This is a genomic window from Sphingorhabdus arenilitoris (assembly GCF_042651485.1).
Taxonomy (GTDB): domain Bacteria; phylum Pseudomonadota; class Alphaproteobacteria; order Sphingomonadales; family Sphingomonadaceae; genus Sphingorhabdus_B; species Sphingorhabdus_B arenilitoris.
In genome coordinates, this window is the sequence record NZ_JBHSDH010000013.1 from 128,132 (window position 1) to 142,977 (window position 14,846).

The 14,846-nt window shown below is 56.0% G+C and carries 15 protein-coding genes; 11 read left to right on the top strand and 4 right to left on the bottom strand.

Features of this window, described 5'->3' with window-relative positions:
• Positions 1-627, bottom strand: coding sequence for a DUF1287 domain-containing protein (locus tag ACFOWX_RS04690; protein WP_381421807.1), 627 nt, complete (start codon positions 625-627; stop codon positions 1-3).
• An 85-nt stretch (positions 628-712) separates the two neighbouring features.
• Here ACFOWX_RS04690 and radA point away from each other — a divergent pair, with 85 nt between their 5' ends.
• Genes radA through ACFOWX_RS04710 form a run of 4 tightly spaced genes read left to right on the top strand, consistent with a single transcriptional unit; the run spans position 713 to position 4,857 of the window.
• A complete protein-coding gene (gene radA / locus ACFOWX_RS04695) occupies positions 713-2,077 on the top strand; it encodes a DNA repair protein RadA (protein ID WP_381421809.1) in 1,365 nt (454 codons plus the stop codon).
• A 10-nt stretch (positions 2,078-2,087) separates the two neighbouring features.
• The gene (locus ACFOWX_RS04700; protein WP_381421811.1) at positions 2,088-2,624 is read left to right on the top strand and encodes a CvpA family protein; all 537 of its coding nucleotides are present in this window, start codon (positions 2,088-2,090) and stop codon (positions 2,622-2,624) included.
• Positions 2,625-2,668: 44 nt separating this feature from the next.
• Positions 2,669-3,070 carry an iron-sulfur cluster assembly scaffold protein gene (locus ACFOWX_RS04705; RefSeq protein WP_381421812.1) on the top strand — a complete coding sequence of 134 codons (402 nt, stop codon included), beginning with the start codon at positions 2,669-2,671 and terminating at the stop codon, positions 3,068-3,070.
• A complete protein-coding gene (locus tag ACFOWX_RS04710; RefSeq protein ID WP_381421814.1) occupies positions 3,067-4,857 on the top strand; it encodes a monovalent cation:proton antiporter-2 (CPA2) family protein in 1,791 nt (596 codons plus the stop codon). Before ACFOWX_RS04705 ends, ACFOWX_RS04710 begins: the two co-directional genes overlap by 4 nt.
• Before the next feature lie 3 nt (positions 4,858-4,860).
• On the opposite strand, the gene aroB is transcribed toward ACFOWX_RS04710, so the two are convergent.
• Positions 4,861-6,003, bottom strand: coding sequence for a 3-dehydroquinate synthase (aroB, locus tag ACFOWX_RS04715; RefSeq protein ID WP_381421816.1), 1,143 nt, complete (start codon positions 6,001-6,003; stop codon positions 4,861-4,863).
• Complete coding sequence (locus ACFOWX_RS04720; protein ID WP_381424914.1) at positions 6,000-6,563, bottom strand: shikimate kinase; 564 nt, start codon at positions 6,561-6,563, stop codon at positions 6,000-6,002. Before ACFOWX_RS04720 ends, aroB begins: the two co-directional genes overlap by 4 nt.
• A gap of 67 nt (positions 6,564-6,630) precedes the next feature.
• Between ACFOWX_RS04720 and ACFOWX_RS04725 the strand changes: the two genes are divergently transcribed.
• Genes ACFOWX_RS04725 through ACFOWX_RS04740 form a run of 4 tightly spaced genes read left to right on the top strand, consistent with a single transcriptional unit; the run spans position 6,631 to position 10,566 of the window.
• Entirely contained in the window at positions 6,631-6,795 is a 165-nt protein-coding gene (locus tag ACFOWX_RS04725) for a hypothetical protein (protein WP_381421818.1), read from the top strand.
• A 33-nt stretch (positions 6,796-6,828) separates the two neighbouring features.
• Positions 6,829-8,640, top strand: coding sequence for a hypothetical protein (locus ACFOWX_RS04730; protein WP_381421819.1), 1,812 nt, complete (start codon positions 6,829-6,831; stop codon positions 8,638-8,640).
• Complete coding sequence (locus ACFOWX_RS04735; protein ID WP_381421821.1) at positions 8,637-9,587, top strand: tyrosine recombinase; 951 nt, start codon at positions 8,637-8,639, stop codon at positions 9,585-9,587. The genes ACFOWX_RS04730 and ACFOWX_RS04735 overlap by 4 nt, the downstream gene beginning before the upstream one ends.
• Before the next feature lie 31 nt (positions 9,588-9,618).
• Entirely contained in the window at positions 9,619-10,566 is a 948-nt protein-coding gene (locus ACFOWX_RS04740; protein WP_381421823.1) for an acetyl-CoA carboxylase carboxyltransferase subunit alpha, read from the top strand.
• A gap of 21 nt (positions 10,567-10,587) precedes the next feature.
• Here the strand turns inward: ACFOWX_RS04740 and serB are convergent, their stop codons facing one another.
• Positions 10,588-11,484: a phosphoserine phosphatase SerB gene (gene serB, locus ACFOWX_RS04745; RefSeq protein WP_381421825.1), complete on the bottom strand. Its 897-nt coding sequence runs from the start codon at positions 11,482-11,484 to the stop codon at positions 10,588-10,590.
• Between serB and miaA the strand changes: the two genes are divergently transcribed.
• The 3 genes from miaA (at position 11,477) to ilvN (ending at position 14,809) form a co-directional block, all read left to right on the top strand.
• Positions 11,477-12,409, top strand: coding sequence for a tRNA (adenosine(37)-N6)-dimethylallyltransferase MiaA (miaA, locus tag ACFOWX_RS04750; protein ID WP_381421827.1), 933 nt, complete (start codon positions 11,477-11,479; stop codon positions 12,407-12,409). The two genes, serB and miaA, sit on opposite strands and share 8 nt — an antisense overlap.
• 139 nt (positions 12,410-12,548) lie before the next feature.
• A complete protein-coding gene (locus ACFOWX_RS04755; protein ID WP_381421829.1) occupies positions 12,549-14,294 on the top strand; it encodes an acetolactate synthase 3 large subunit in 1,746 nt (581 codons plus the stop codon).
• A complete protein-coding gene (gene ilvN, locus ACFOWX_RS04760; protein ID WP_381421831.1) occupies positions 14,294-14,809 on the top strand; it encodes an acetolactate synthase small subunit in 516 nt (171 codons plus the stop codon). The genes ACFOWX_RS04755 and ilvN overlap by 1 nt, the downstream gene beginning before the upstream one ends.
• Positions 14,810-14,846 lie beyond the last annotated feature (37 nt).

A 14,846-nucleotide genomic window follows, 5' to 3' on the forward strand; every position in this document is an offset into this window, starting at 1 on the left:
TTAGGCAAGCTTCCAACGGAAATGGCCGTTCAGTTGATGATCGAAGAGTATATCTTCTTCCTGTGTGCCTCGGCCAATATTATGGATGACCAGCGGATTGCCATTATTCGCTCGCCGGTCGGACACAATACCGATGTGCGGCAAGCGGCCGCCTATCATGCTGGTAAACATATCCCCCGGTTTCCAATCATCGGGACTTTGGCTAATCGGCAGCTTTGCCCCCTGCCGTTCCAGGAAGACACGCAAATTGGGGACGCGGCGATGGTCGATATTCCGGTCGGTCCTCTTCAGGCCCCATATTTTGGGGTAGAGACCGAAATTTGATTTCATATCCTCATGCACCAATTTCTGCAGGTCGACGCCCAATGCGTCCCGATAAGCGCGGATAACGACATCGGTGCAAACCCCCTTTTCCCGGGGCACATCGCCGCCGGGAAAGGACAGGCCAGTATAAGCAGGGTCATAGGTCAGAGTAACGCCAATTTGCGCGCGGGCAGCCGAGATGAGTTTGGCTGCACCGCTTTGCAACCGGGGCGCTGGGTTTGCTGGCTGCGATTGCGCGGAGCATCCGGGGATGGTCGCCAGCAGGACGGCCATGGCGCTGAAGGTTCTGCGATTGATCTCCATGAGTTGATTCTGCCAATCAATACATTTACGGCAGATGAATAGCCATGTTGCGTTCTTTTTTTGTTCTGATATAGATAATGGGGATATGGCAAAAGCAAAACGGAGATATGTGTGCCAGGCCTGCGGGTCGGAGGCGACAAGGTGGCAGGGGCAATGTGCCGATTGCGGCGAATGGAACTCCCTTGTGGAAGAGGCGGGAGCCACCGTTTTTGAAATGAAGCACCATTTGCGCAGCGGCGGGCGTGATGTTGTGTTGTCCGGGTTGAACAGCGACATCAAATTGCCTGAACGGGCATCGACCGGCATTGCGGAATTTGACCGGGCATTGGGCGGGGGGCTAGTGCCCGGTTCGGCAACTTTACTGGGCGGAGACCCGGGTATTGGTAAATCGACATTGTTGCTGCAAACAGCCGCAAATCTCGCGCGGCGGGGTCTATCGGTTGCTTATATTTCGGGGGAGGAAGCAGTTGATCAGGTTCGTTTGCGCGCCCGGCGATTGGGGCTTGGCGATGCACCGGTGCAACTGGCGGCGGCCACATCGGTCCGCGATATATTGACGACATTGGGGCAGGGGGAGCCGCCCGCTTTGTTGATTATCGATTCGATTCAAACAATGCATAGCGACTTGATTGAGGGCGCACCCGGAACGGTCAGCCAAGTGCGGGCTTCGTCGCAGGAGCTGATCCGTTTTGCCAAGGATCGCGGTTCCGCACTGATGCTTGTCGGGCACGTTACCAAAGATGGCAGCATCGCAGGTCCGCGTGTGCTGGAACATATGGTTGATACGGTCCTGGCTTTTGAAGGCGAGCGTAGCCATCAATATCGGATATTGCGGGCCAATAAAAACCGCTTTGGCGGCACGGATGAAATCGGCGTTTTTGCTATGGCAGAGGAAGGCCTGACCGAGGTTGGCAATCCTAGCGCTTTATTCCTAACTGACCGGGCCGAACAGGTAACGGGCGCAACGGTTTTCCCGGCGCTGGAGGGGACAAGGCCTGTATTGATAGAGATACAGGCTTTGACCGTCCGTCTGTCCAGCGGGGCGACGCCGCGCCGTGCGGTGGTCGGATGGGACAGCGGGCGGTTGGCCATGATATTGGCAGTGCTCGAATCACGCTGCGGCCTCAGCTTTTCAACGGCTGAGGTATATTTGAATATAGCGGGCGGATACAAAATCTCGGATCCTGCGGCGGACCTTGCGGTTGCGGCGGCGCTGGTTTCGGCGCTTGCGGAAAAACCATTGCCATCGGATTCGGTTCTGCTCGGCGAGGTTGCCTTATCCGGCGAAATTCGGCCTGTTGCTCATGGCAATTTGCGGTTAAAAGAGGCAGCAAAATTGGGCTTCACCAGCGCCTATGTGCCGCCATCGGTAAAGGGCAATAAAGATATTTCTGTGCGCGAATTTCGCACCCTTGCCAATCTCGTTGACCATATGCTCGCTCGCGGTTAGCAAGCGGAGCATGACTGCTCTTGATATTATTGTTCTATTCCTGCTCGGCGCAGGTGCCGTTTTTGGTTTCATGCGCGGATTTGTGCAAGAGGCCCTGTCGCTGATTGCGTGGGTAATGATAATCGCCGCGATCAGGTTGCTGCACGGCCCAGTCACCGGCTGGTTAACCGACCCTGTGGGGACCGAGGCTGGCGCTGCTGTTCTCGCATTTTTGGCGATTGTTGTGACCACCTACGCCTTGGGCAAGGTGATTGCCAAATCGATCGGATCGAAAACCCGGCAATCGGTCCTAGGGCCGGTGGACCGGGTGCTTGGCTTTGGCTTTGGCATGTTAAAAGGGTTGATTGGCGCAACGTTGATCTTTCTTTTGCTGGTCATGGGATATGAAACCATATTTGGCGGCGCAGCCGAGCGGCCCGATTGGATGACGCAATCGCGCACATATCCGTTGCTCAATGCCAGCGGTGAAGCCATGTCAGCCTTTATCAAGGAACGGCGAGAAGGCGCAGATGCCGAAAGCGACGCCAACGCGCCTGCCGGACAATGAGCGCGAGCGGATTATATAACCGGAATATATTACGGCTCGCATCCATGCTGCGGCTCGACGACCGGATTACCGCTCCCAACGGCAGTGCCGAGCGCCGGTCCGCGACATGCGGTAGCAAGATTGAAGCCGATGTGACGATAGATAGCGCTGGGAAAATTATCGCAATCGCATTTCGGGCAAAAGCCTGCGCCTTGGGGCAAGCATCAGCCGCGATTGTGCAGCAAGAAGCACCGGGGCAGAGCCGCGACAATATCGCTGCGGTTCGGTCGGCACTCGCGGCATATCTGAAGGACGGCGCAGATGCTCCGGATGCCTGGCCCGGCTTGGAGGAATTTGGCGTGGCCCGTGATTTTCCGGCTCGCCATGCCGCCATTTTGTTGCCCTACGATGCTGTGCTCGCTGCCATCGATGCGGCCAGCACAGCCGAAAAACAGGCCGCTATATGACCGAAGCGCCAAGCCATCACATCATCACCGACGTCCTTTTTAACGGCTTCATTCTGTTGGGCGCAGCGTTGGTTGCGGTCTTGCTATTCCGCCGATTGGGGTTGGGCGCGGTTCTCGGCTATTTGATCGCCGGGATTGTGATAGGGCCGCATGGATTTGCCCTCGTGGGCGATGCTGCGACGATCTTGGGCTTTGCCGAAATTGGTATTGTCCTGCTGCTATTCCTCGTCGGGCTGGAGCTATCGCCGCGCCGGCTGTGGCGCATGCGGCGGGAAATTTTCTTGCTGGGCCCGCTACAAGTGCTGCTGTGCGGCTTTGCCATGTTCGCCATTATCAGCGCCATGCCGTTTACGTGGCAAGCCGCGCTCGTGCTGGGATTGCCGCTAGGCCTGTCATCGACCGCACAGACATTACCTTTGCTGCAATCGCGCGGGCGGTTGAAAACCGATTATGGGCAAAAAAGCTTTGCGATATTGCTGTTTCAAGACCTTTCGATCGTTCCGTTGCTGACCGTTGTCGCCGCCCTGTCCCGGGTGCCAGCCGATGACGGTAAGGCGAGTGGATTTGTGCTCGTTATTTATGCCATTTTGGCAATCGCTGCGCTGGTCCTGGCGGGGCGTTATATCCTTACGCCGCTGCTGAAATTGATCGGCAAGGTTTCGGAGCGTGAACTGTTTATCGTTGCTGGACTATTTACCGTCTGCGCCAGCGCTGCGCTCATGGAATATCTAGGACTATCCGCGGCATTGGGCGCTTTCGTTGCGGGCGTGATGCTGGCCGAATCGCCTTACCGGCACGAGCTGGAGGCCGATATTGATCCGTTTAGGTCAATCCTGCTGGGGTTATTTTTTCTGGCGGTGGGGATGATGCTCGACCTCGACGTGATCGCAGCGCAGCCATTGACGGTCATCGGCTTGGCTGCTGCGTTGGTCATCGTGAAAATCATCATCATTTTCGGCCTAGGCCGCTTTTTCGGGCTGACCAGTTCGGCAGCGCTGATCATGGCATTGCTGCTGAGCCAAGGGGGCGAGTTTGGCTTTGTCCTGTTTGCTGCGGCGCAGCAGGCGATGTTGATTGAGCAGTCGGCATCCAGCCTATTTGGCGCGGTAGTCACGCTGTCTATGGCGACAACGCCGTTCTTGATGATCTTGGCCAGCCGCCTCGCCAAAGACCGAAATAAAAGCAATGTCGCTCTCGACGACCCTGAAATGGCGGATAATGCCTCGGTCATTATCGTTGGCCATGGCCGGTTTGGGCAGAGTGTGTCGCAAATTATGCAGGGTGCAGGGCGCAGTGTGACGCTGATCGATGTTAAGCCCGCTCAAATCGACCTAAGCGGCGAATTTGGCCGTAAGGTATTTTATGGCGACGGGACCCGGATCGACCTGTTGCGCCGGGCAGGGGCAGACGAAGCCTGCGCGATTTTTTTCTGTATCGACGACCGCGAATTGACATCGGAAACGCTGACCCCGGTGACAGAGACATTTCCCAATGCAAAGATTTTCGTGAGAGCATTTGACCGCGGTCAAGCGCTGCGGATTATGCCCAGCGATAATGTGATGGTATTTCGCGAATTGTTTGAATCCGCCGTTGATATGGCCGAAAATGGCTTGGCGACATTGGGCGAGAGTCAGGATCATATCGCCGAAGTCGTCGCCGAATTTCGTGTCCGGGATGCGCGCCGATTGTCGATGCAACGGGAAAGCGGCAACCTTCGCGCCGGTATGCAGCATAGTTTTGGCGGCGAAGAATCGGATGATTTCAAACCAACGGCACACCGGCAATAATTCTTAACCCAGTAGCCCGGCCTCTTGATCCAAAAATGCCGCGACGTCATTCAATTCAACATCATGTGACAGGAAAGTCTGGCCAATAGCCCGCGCCAAAAGAAAAGGCAGCGTACCGCCGCTCATTTTCTTGTCATGCAGCATATGCGCGGTCAATGTCTGCCCGCTTGCGACCGCGCCTGCTTCCTGCAAATTGGTCGGCAGCTTGGCGGAGCGGAGCAGTGTTGCGACACGGTCTGCCTCCGCCATGCTGCACAGACCGATCCGCGCTGAATAGCGAAAAGCCAGCGCCATCCCTACTGCCACCGCCTCGCCATGGAGCAGCTTGTCGGAAAATCCAGTCTCAGCCTCCAGCGCATGGCCGAATGTGTGGCCCAAATTGAGCAATGCCCTTGTGCCGCTCAATTCCTTTTCATCGGCGGCGACAATGCGCGCTTTGGACCGGACGCTGTGAATAATGGTCTGTGTTTGCGTATCCTTGTCACCGGCAAAAAAGGCGGCGCAATTTCGTTCGCAATAGTCAAAAAATTCGGCGTCATCGATCAGGCCATATTTCACGACTTCCGCAAACCCAGCTGCAAGCTGCCTTGGCGGCAGGCTGCGCAAAACATCGGGATCAATCAAAACCAAAGAGGGCTGATGAAAAGCGCCAACCAAATTTTTGCCAGCGCCGCTGTTAATCGCTGTTTTCCCGCCGACGCTGCTGTCCACTTGGGCGAGCAGGCTGGTGGGGATTTGCACGAAATGACATCCCCGTTTTACGATGTGCGCCGCAAAGCCGGTAATATCGCCGACCACCCCGCCGCCCAAAGCTATTATATGATCGGCGCGCTCGACATGATGTTCGAGTAACCAGTCGGTCATCCGTTCCAACTGTGCCCAGCTTTTTGCGCCTTCGCCATGCGGCAATATAAAAACTTCGTGCGACAGCCCAGCGCCGTTCAAACTGTTGGCGACGGCGAGCAAAACATGCTGGCTGACTTGATCGTCGGTTATAATCAATAACCGCCCCGCGCGGGCATAGGGCGCGAGATATTGCGCGGCCTGTTGCAGCAATCCTGAGGCAACGTGAATGTCATAGGCCCTATCACCCAAGTCGACCGTTACGATATTGGCGGATGGAGCAGGGGAGGAAGGCGCGTTCATTTCGTCAATTCTTTCATAATCAATTCGACGGTTCTGGCATGGGGGGAACTGTCACTGCGGACGTGTAATTCGGCCTGCGCGTAAATGGGATTGCGTGCCTCACCAAGCTCTTTCAAAACCTTGCGCGGATCTTTCCCGCGAAGCAGCGGCCGGTGGTTTCTCCGTGATACGCGCTGGACCAATATATCAATATCCGCATCAAGCCAGATAGACAGCGCCTTGTCCCTAATCACTTCGCGTGTCTCTTCATTGATAAACGCCCCGCCGCCGGTCGCTATGACTTTCGGCTCACCCTCCAATAGCCGCGCGATGACACGCCGTTCACCGTCACGAAAATAATCTTCGCCAAATTTTTCAAATATTTCGGAAATTTTCATATCCGCCGCTGCTTCAATTTCATCATCTGCGTCAACAAACGGCAAATGCAGCCTGTCGGCAAGCCGGCGGCCAATGCTGGATTTGCCAACACCCATCATGCCGACCAATATGATTGAGCGGTTGCCGATATTCGGATTGTTCGGGTGGTTTACCGCCATGATTGCCTTTTGCTTAGAACTGATTGCGATGGTGCCTATATATCGGCTAGGCGGTTGCGGAAAGTATTTTACCTAATTTAGAGATTCGTAGATGAGAAACCGCAGAAAAAGGCCAATGGCCGGTTGGATATTGCTTATAGGCTTGTTGATCGTCATTATAGCGGCAATATTTACGCTGGCATGGTTAGGCGGTGAGCGCGACCAGAAAATGGTGGAGCAGCCGATTGCGATACCGGGCGATGCAGTGGGGCAATAATCCCGGTACAAAACGCAGATACAGGATAGATTTTTGAAACGCATTTCTACTAAAACAAAATTGATAATGGCCAGCGCGGCGGCCGTCATCATTGCCATTCCCGTGGTCGGACAAGATGCGCCGGAATCATTGTTGCCGCCTGGATTTGGCGACCCGCCGCCTGCGCCGCCGCCGCCGCCGCCGAGCAGCGGCCCGCAGCCATCTTCTTCAACCCAGCCGAGCCGTCCGTCACAATCGGGCAGCAGTGTAGGCTCGGCGCCCAAAGCCGCAGCATCGAGCTCCGATGAGGATGAGGAAGAAGGCGACGAGGAAGAAGAAGACCGGATTGTTTTTGATGTGCCCCCTGCCGGCGAGAGGTCACTGAAACAAATAGGCGTGATTTCGGCTGCCAATGGCGGTTTTGCGGTGAATGCATTTGGCGATGCTGATGGGGCATTTTTGAACCGCGCGGCAAAGCTGACCAAAGGCCCGCTGGTATCGCGCTGGGCGACGATTATGACCCGCCGGATGCTGGTTAGCCGGATCAACACGCCCGACGGGTTAAATGGCGCTGATTGGGCCGCCGAACGCGCTTGGTTGCTGCTGCGGATGGGGGATGCGGTTGCCGCTCGCCAATTGGTGCAGCAGGTGGATGCAGGCAATTATAGCGAGCGTTTATATGAAGTTTCGATGCAAGTCTTCCTCGCCACCGCTGATTTGGGTGCGATGTGCCCGCTGGCCCCGAACGCGTATAAAAAAGTAAAGGATGCGAGCTGGAAAATGGCGCGACCTATTTGCGCATCTTTGGCCGGGGAGCAAGGCACTGCAACTGCGCAATTGAACCAAGCCAGAGGAGGCAGATGGGCTTCGGGCGTGGATTATCTGCTGGCGGAAAAAGCGGTCGGAGCAGGCACAAACGGCCGCCGATCGGTCAAAATTGAATGGGACAAGGTAAAGGACTTTAACGCGTGGCGATTTGGCTTGTCTTATGCGACCGGCGTTGAACCGCCCAAGCCATTGCTGGCGTCATCGGGACGTCATGTCGACGGTTGGCGGGCGCGTCTGCCGATGATTGACATAAATAACCGGATGAACGCTGCGCCCACGGCGGCATCGCTCGGTGCAATTTCGAACCGCGCTTTTACCGGCATATACGCTATTGCGGCGGATGACCCCGATGCCAACGAAGCCAATAAGGCGTTGGCGGATCAGCTTGCCGCTGCATATATTGGCAATAGCGATAGCGGCAAGGTAACTGCCATGGCCGCTTTATGGGACGGCGCGAACGAGCAGCGCAGTCTCTATTCGATGTTCGTCCTAACCGCGCGGGCCGCGGCGTTAATCGCTCCATCACAGGATTATGGCGCCAATGGTGACCGGCTGGTGGCGTCGATGATGACCGCCGGGCTCGACACCAATGCGGCAACATGGGCAGGCCAATTGGACAGCGGGTCTCTGGGCTGGGGAATATTGGCGGTTGGCGCTCCGGGTATGGACGGGCAAGTCTCTTACGGACAGCTTGATGATTTTTATGACAATGACCAAAGCGCCAATGTTTTGAAATCAAAATTCCTGCTCGCTTCACTGGCTGGTTTGGGCCGAGTTGATTCCGCTGCACAGACGGAATTTGCCGAGGATATAGAGCTGGACCTGACCCGGGCCAGTAAGTGGAGCCGTGCCATAGATTTGGCGGCTCAGCGGGGCCAGTCTGGCACTGTGGTGCTGCTCTCTGCGCTCGCACTGCAAGGCAGCAGCTGGCAAAAGGTTGCGCCGGTAGACTTATTCCACATCATACGCGCGTTGAAACAAGTCGGCTTGGACGCCGAAGCGCGAATGATTGCCGCCGAAGCCGTGACTTTGGGGTGACCCTTGGCGCCGACAGCGACTCAAGGGCAACCGGCTTAAACAGCGACGCTGCCCTAATCGACCGGTTTTTGGAAATGTTGGCCGCAGAACGCGGCGTCGCTTCAAACACGTTGCTTGCCTATCGCACCGATTTATGGGGCGCGTCTGAAATTTTGCAGGGCCGGCTGGCAGACGCGGGTCGGGACGACCTGGCGTTATTGCCCGGACAATGGGCCGCGCTCGCCAATAGTTCAGTGGCCCGCAAAAGCTCGGTCCTGCGCCGTTTCTACGGATTTTTGGAGGAGGAAGGGTTGCGGCAAGACAATCCCGCAGCGGCCCTGCCCAAACCGACGCGAAAACAAGCTCTGCCGAAAATATTAAGTCACGAGCAGGTCGATGAGCTGTTCCGCGTGATTGCCGAACGCCTGTCCCATGCCAAGGTGCATCCAAATGATTATAGGCTGAGCGCGCTGATCGAACTGTTATATGGATCGGGGCTAAGGGCGAGTGAGTTGGTGGCTTTGCCCCGGGCGTCGATAGTCGGTGATAAACCCTATATCATCTTGACAGGAAAGGGGAATAAGGACCGGCTGGTTCCCATATCGGATCGCGCCCGCGCGGCCGTGGCGAGTTGGTTGCCCTTTGTGTCTGCCAAATCGCGTTACCTATTCCCGTCCCGCACCGGCCATATCAGCCGCATTCGCTTGTTTCAGATTGTCCGCGATCTGGCGGCGGCGGCTGGGCTTGATCCGGCAAAGGTCAGCCCGCATGTCCTGCGCCACGCATTCGCCACACATTTGCTTGCGGGCGGCGCAAATTTGCGAGCTTTACAGGCGATGCTTGGCCATGCGGATATTTCAACCACACAAATTTATACGCATGTTGATTCCAGCCGTTTGGTCGAATTGGTGAATAAGCGGCACCCGCTGGCGCAGATAAATCTGGCCCGCCGTAAAAGGCCAGATTGACCAAGGCCGCCGCAACCTCTAACTGGCCTGCATGACCACATATCTGGAATTTGAAAAACCGGTCGCCGCTTTAGAAGCGCGTATCCTGGAATTGGAAGAAGCCGCCGATGAAAGCGCGGTGAATGTTGAGGCAGAGATTGCAAAGTTGCGCGCCAAAGCGGACAAGCTGCTTACCGACACCTATGCAAAGCTGAGCCCTTGGCAAAAAACGCAAGTGGCCCGGCATCCCGAGCGCCCGCATTTTAAGCATTTTGTCGAGCATATTTTCGATGATTTTACGCTGCTGTCCGGTGATAGGGCCTTTGGCGATGATCAGGCGATATTGGGCGGACTTGCCACGATCGGCGACCAAAAAATGGTCCTGATCGGCCATGAAAAGGGCGATGATACCGAAAGCAGGTTGCGACATAATTTTGGTATGGGCAAGCCCGAGGGCTATCGTAAGGCCATTCGGTTGATGGAGCTGGCCGACCGTTTTGGACTGCCCGTCGTTACTTTGGTCGACACATCCGGCGCTTTTCCAGGGGTTCAGGCGGAGGAGCGCGGGCAGGCAGAAGCGATTGCCCGCTCCACCGAAAAATGCCTCAATCTAGGCGTGCCGATGGTTGCCTGTATTGTTGGCGAAGGCGGATCGGGCGGCGCGGTAGCCCTGGCAGCAGCGGAACGCGTTTTGATGTTTGAAAATGCCGTTTACTCGGTGATTTCACCAGAAGGTTGCGCATCGATATTATGGCGGACCAACGACAAGGCGGCTGATGCGGCTCATGCGATGAAGATGACGGCGCAGGATTTGAAATCGCTAGGGGTTATCGATCGGATCGTGCCCGAACCCGTGGGCGGTGCGCACCGCGACCATCGGCTGGCCTGCGCGGCATTGGGCCATGCCATTAGCGAAGAATTGGACGCGCTATCCGCACTGTCTCCGCCGCAGCTTAAGCAGCAGCGCTATGAACGCTTTTTGAAAATCGGTAATATGTGAGAAGCCGGCTGCGATAGGGCGTTATGCCCCCTGCCACCAATCAGCCTTTTTGATCCCTTGCGCATAGAGCAGTGCCGTTAAATCATTGTGCCGAACGGCAAAGTTGGCCGCCGCCTCTGCCTTCGGTTTGGCATGATAGGAGGCGCCGACACCGCCCCCTTCAATCGCGGCTTGCAGCATGGGAATATCATTGGCGCCATCGCCCACCGAAAGGATAAGCTCCCCGGCAATGGATCTGTCCGCAGCGCGTTTGTTTAGTAAGGCCCGCTTTGCCGCGGCATCGACGATTTCGCCTTCCAACCGGCCGCTTAGTTGGCCGTCATTCATGGCCAAGATATTCGCTTCATATTCGGCAAATCCAATTTGCGCCGCTACGGGCCTAGCAAAATGCGTAAATCCCCCCGATACTAGGACGGTATGCGCGCCCCAGCCGGCCATGGTTTTGACCAATATCTCTGCCCCCGGCATAGGCCGCACTCGTTCGGCAAGGCAGGTTCCAATCGTCGCCTCATCTAGCCCTGCGAGCAAGGCGACCCGCGCGGTAAGCGCCTGAGCAAAATCCAATTCCCCCTGCATGGCCCGCTCCGTGATATCGGCGATTTGCGGCTTGATCCCGGCATAATCAGCCAACTCGTCGATACATTCGACGGTGATCATTGTGCTGTCCATATCGGATATCAGCAACATTTTGCGCCGATTATGTTCGGATTGAACAATGATATCAGCTGAGCCCTCAAATCTTGCGAGAGCATTTCGGGCGGCTAGGATATCTCCCGTAAATAGGATGTCTGCGGCTTTTCCATTTTCGAGCCACTGCACTTGGGCATTATCGCATCCGGCATTCTGCAAGCTTTCCACGGCGGCGGAAATCATGTCGCGGTCAAAAATATCTGCTGCTATCAAAGTGGCTATGGGCATTTCGAATCCTGAACAAAAACCGGTGGTCGCGCTTATTGCCGGTCCGACGGCCAGCGGCAAGACCGCATTGGCTTTGCACATGGCGAAGCGGCAAAAATGCACCATCATTAACGCGGATAGCGCGCAAGTTTACGATGCGCTGCCGATATTGAGCGCGCAGCCAAGTGCGGAGGAAATGGCCAGCGCCCCGCATAAGCTGTTCGGCTATCTTGATGGGCGGACCGCTTGTTCAGCCGCTGATTGGGCAGGTGCAGCGAAGGGTGAAATCGCCGATGCTCATGCCGCAGGGCGATTGCCAATATTGGTTGGCGGAACGGGGTTATATCTGCGCACCTTGCTAGACGGAATTGCGCCAGTGCCCGACATTGATCCAACCATTCGGACGCAGGTGCGCGCCTTGGATACAGACGCGGCATATCACGCGCTGCGCAGCGAGGATGCGCAAATGGCGGCGTCGCTGCACGCCAATGACGACAGCCGGATCAAGAGAGCGTTGGAGGTAAAACGCAGCAGCGGCCTGTCGCTTGCCGAGTGGCGGGCGCAAAAATCCGGCGGCATTGGTGACGACATTGACCTTCGCGCGCTGCTCCTTCTCCCGCCTCGGCCATGGCTGCATGATCGGTGCGACCGGCGCTTTGTGCAGATGATCGAGGGCGGAGCGATAGCAGAGGTACAGCGGTTGCTGGCCATGAAGCTGCCGCATGACGCGCCGGTCATGCGTGCCATCGGGGTTCCCGAAATCGCGGCGATGCTGAACGGGGAGATTACAGCCGAAGAAGCCGTGGCGCGCGGGCAGGCGGCAACACGGCAATATGCGAAACGGCAATATACCTGGTTTCGCAATCAAAGCCCGGGTCACTGGATGCGATTGGAAGAAGAAATAAATGATTCAAATGTGGATGAAATTGAAACTATATTTCAATAAAGAGGGTTGACATAGTATTTTATAACCTCTAGCAGGGCGCCTCTTGCATATCCTTCGCGGGTGCAGCAAGGGTATGAAAATTAGCAAAATCGTTAATTCTGGCGCTTTTGAAGTAAAGATATAGAAACGGAAATTCACCGTGACGGAAAAATCCGGCGCAGACATTTTGATCGAAACCCTGCTCGAACAGGGTGTGGACACAATTTTCGGCTACCCCGGCGGCGCAGTGCTGCCTATTTATGATGCAATATTTCAGCATTCGAAGATTAAGCATGTCCTTGTTCGTCATGAAGCGGGCGCGGCGCATGCGGCCGAGGGCTATGCTCGCTCGACCGGTAAACCGGGTGTTGTTCTAGTTACCTCGGGACCCGGGGCGACGAACGCGGTTACGGGTATTGCCGATGCGTTTCTTGATTCCATTCCGTTGATCGTGCTGACTGGACAGGTTGCAACCAACCTGATCGGTAGCGACGCGTTTCAGGAAGCTGATACCGTTGGAATTACGCGCCATTGTTCCAAGCATAATTATCTGGTGAAGGATCCGGCGCAGCTTGCCAATGTGGTGCGGGAGGCGTTTGCCATCGCCACAACTGGACGTCCAGGGCCAGTGGTGATCGATATTCCCAAAAATGTGCAGGTTGCAACGGCGGACGCATCGCGCCTCAAAAGCACCGCATCACCCCGCTATGTGCCAGCCGGAGAAGCCGATTTCGCGGTTATCAATCAGGCTGTCGAGCTGATCGCCAATGCAAAGGCCCCGATATTATATACCGGCGGCGGCATCATCAACAGCGGACCAGAGGCGAGCGCGTTGCTGCGCGAACTTGCCGAATTGACGGGTGCGCCGGTGACTTCCACTCTGATGGGGCTCGGCGCTTATCCAGCCACCGGTTCGGCTTGGCTCGGTATGCTGGGGATGCATGGCACCTATGAAGCCAATATGGCGATGAACCAATGCGATGTGATGGTTTGCCTCGGCGCGCGTTTTGATGACCGCGTGACGGGCCGTCTTGATGCCTTCTCGCCCGATAGCATCAAAATTCATGTCGATATTGATCGCAGCTCGATCAACAAAACCGTTCATGTTGACTTACCCGTGGTGGCCGATGTCGGCACCGCCTTGAAGCAGATGATTAATGTGTGGAAAGGCCGCAAATATCAGGCGCAGGACCTGTCCGAATGGTGGTTGCGCATTTCCGACTGGCGGGGGGTTGAATGCCTGAACTATCCGTCGAGTGAAGCGGAAATTATGCCGCAATATGCGATCGAGCGGCTGTATCAACTGACCAAGGATCGAAACCCCATAATCACCACAGAGGTGGGACAGCATCAAATGTGGGCAGCGCAGCATTTCCATTTTGATGACCCGAATAAATGGCTGACCAGCGGCGGATTAGGTACGATGGGCTATGGTATGCCCGCTGCCATCGGCGCGCAGATGGGCAATCCGGACGCTCTGGTGATCGACATTGCGGGCGAGGCATCGATCCAGATGAATATTCAGGAAATGGGTACCGCGACGCAATATCGTCTGCCCATCAAGATATTCATCCTCAATAATGAATGGATGGGCATGGTCCGCCAATGGCAGGAGCTGACCTATGAAGGCCGTTATTCCAGTAGCTATTCCGACAGCTTGCCAGACTTTGTAAAGCTGGCTGAAAGCTATGGGTGGAAGGGAATCCGTTGCAACGACCCGGCCAAGCTCGACGACGCGATTGCCGAAATGATCGCCTATGACGGTCCGGTCATGTTCGATTGCCGCGTGACCAAGGACGCCAATTGTTTCCCGATGATCCCATCGGGCGCGGCGCATACCGAAATGATCCTGCATAGCGACGAAGTTTCGGGCACGATGGATGATGAAGCGAAAGCGCTGGTATAATGCATATTAAACAAGAACAGTCCGAACGTCATGTCCTGACGCTTATGGTCGATAATGAAGCGGGTACGCTGGCGCGGATCGCGGGGATGTTCACCTCGCGCGGGTATAATATCGACAGCCTGACCGTTGCCGATATTTCGGAGGACCATGGGGTCAGCCGCATTACCATTGTCACCAATGGCCCGCCGCCGGTGATTGATCAGATTATAGCGCAATGCGAGCGGCTGGTGCCCGTGCATAAGGTAACCGACCTGACTGAGGCCGGCCCCCATGTGGAACGCGAATTGGCGCTGGTAAAAGTAGCCGGTAAAGGCGACCACAGGATCGAAGCCATGCGTCTTGCCGATATTTACCGTGCCCGGGTAATCGACGCCACGACCGGCAGCTTCATTTTTGAGATCACCGGCAGCCCCGAAAAAATAGATACATTTGTATCATTAATGCGCGAAGTTGGTCTGGTCGAAGTCGCCCGGACCGGCGTCGCTGGCCTGATGCGCGGCAGTGCGCTGAGCTAAACACACCCTATTTTCCGTTACCCACGAATTAAAGAAA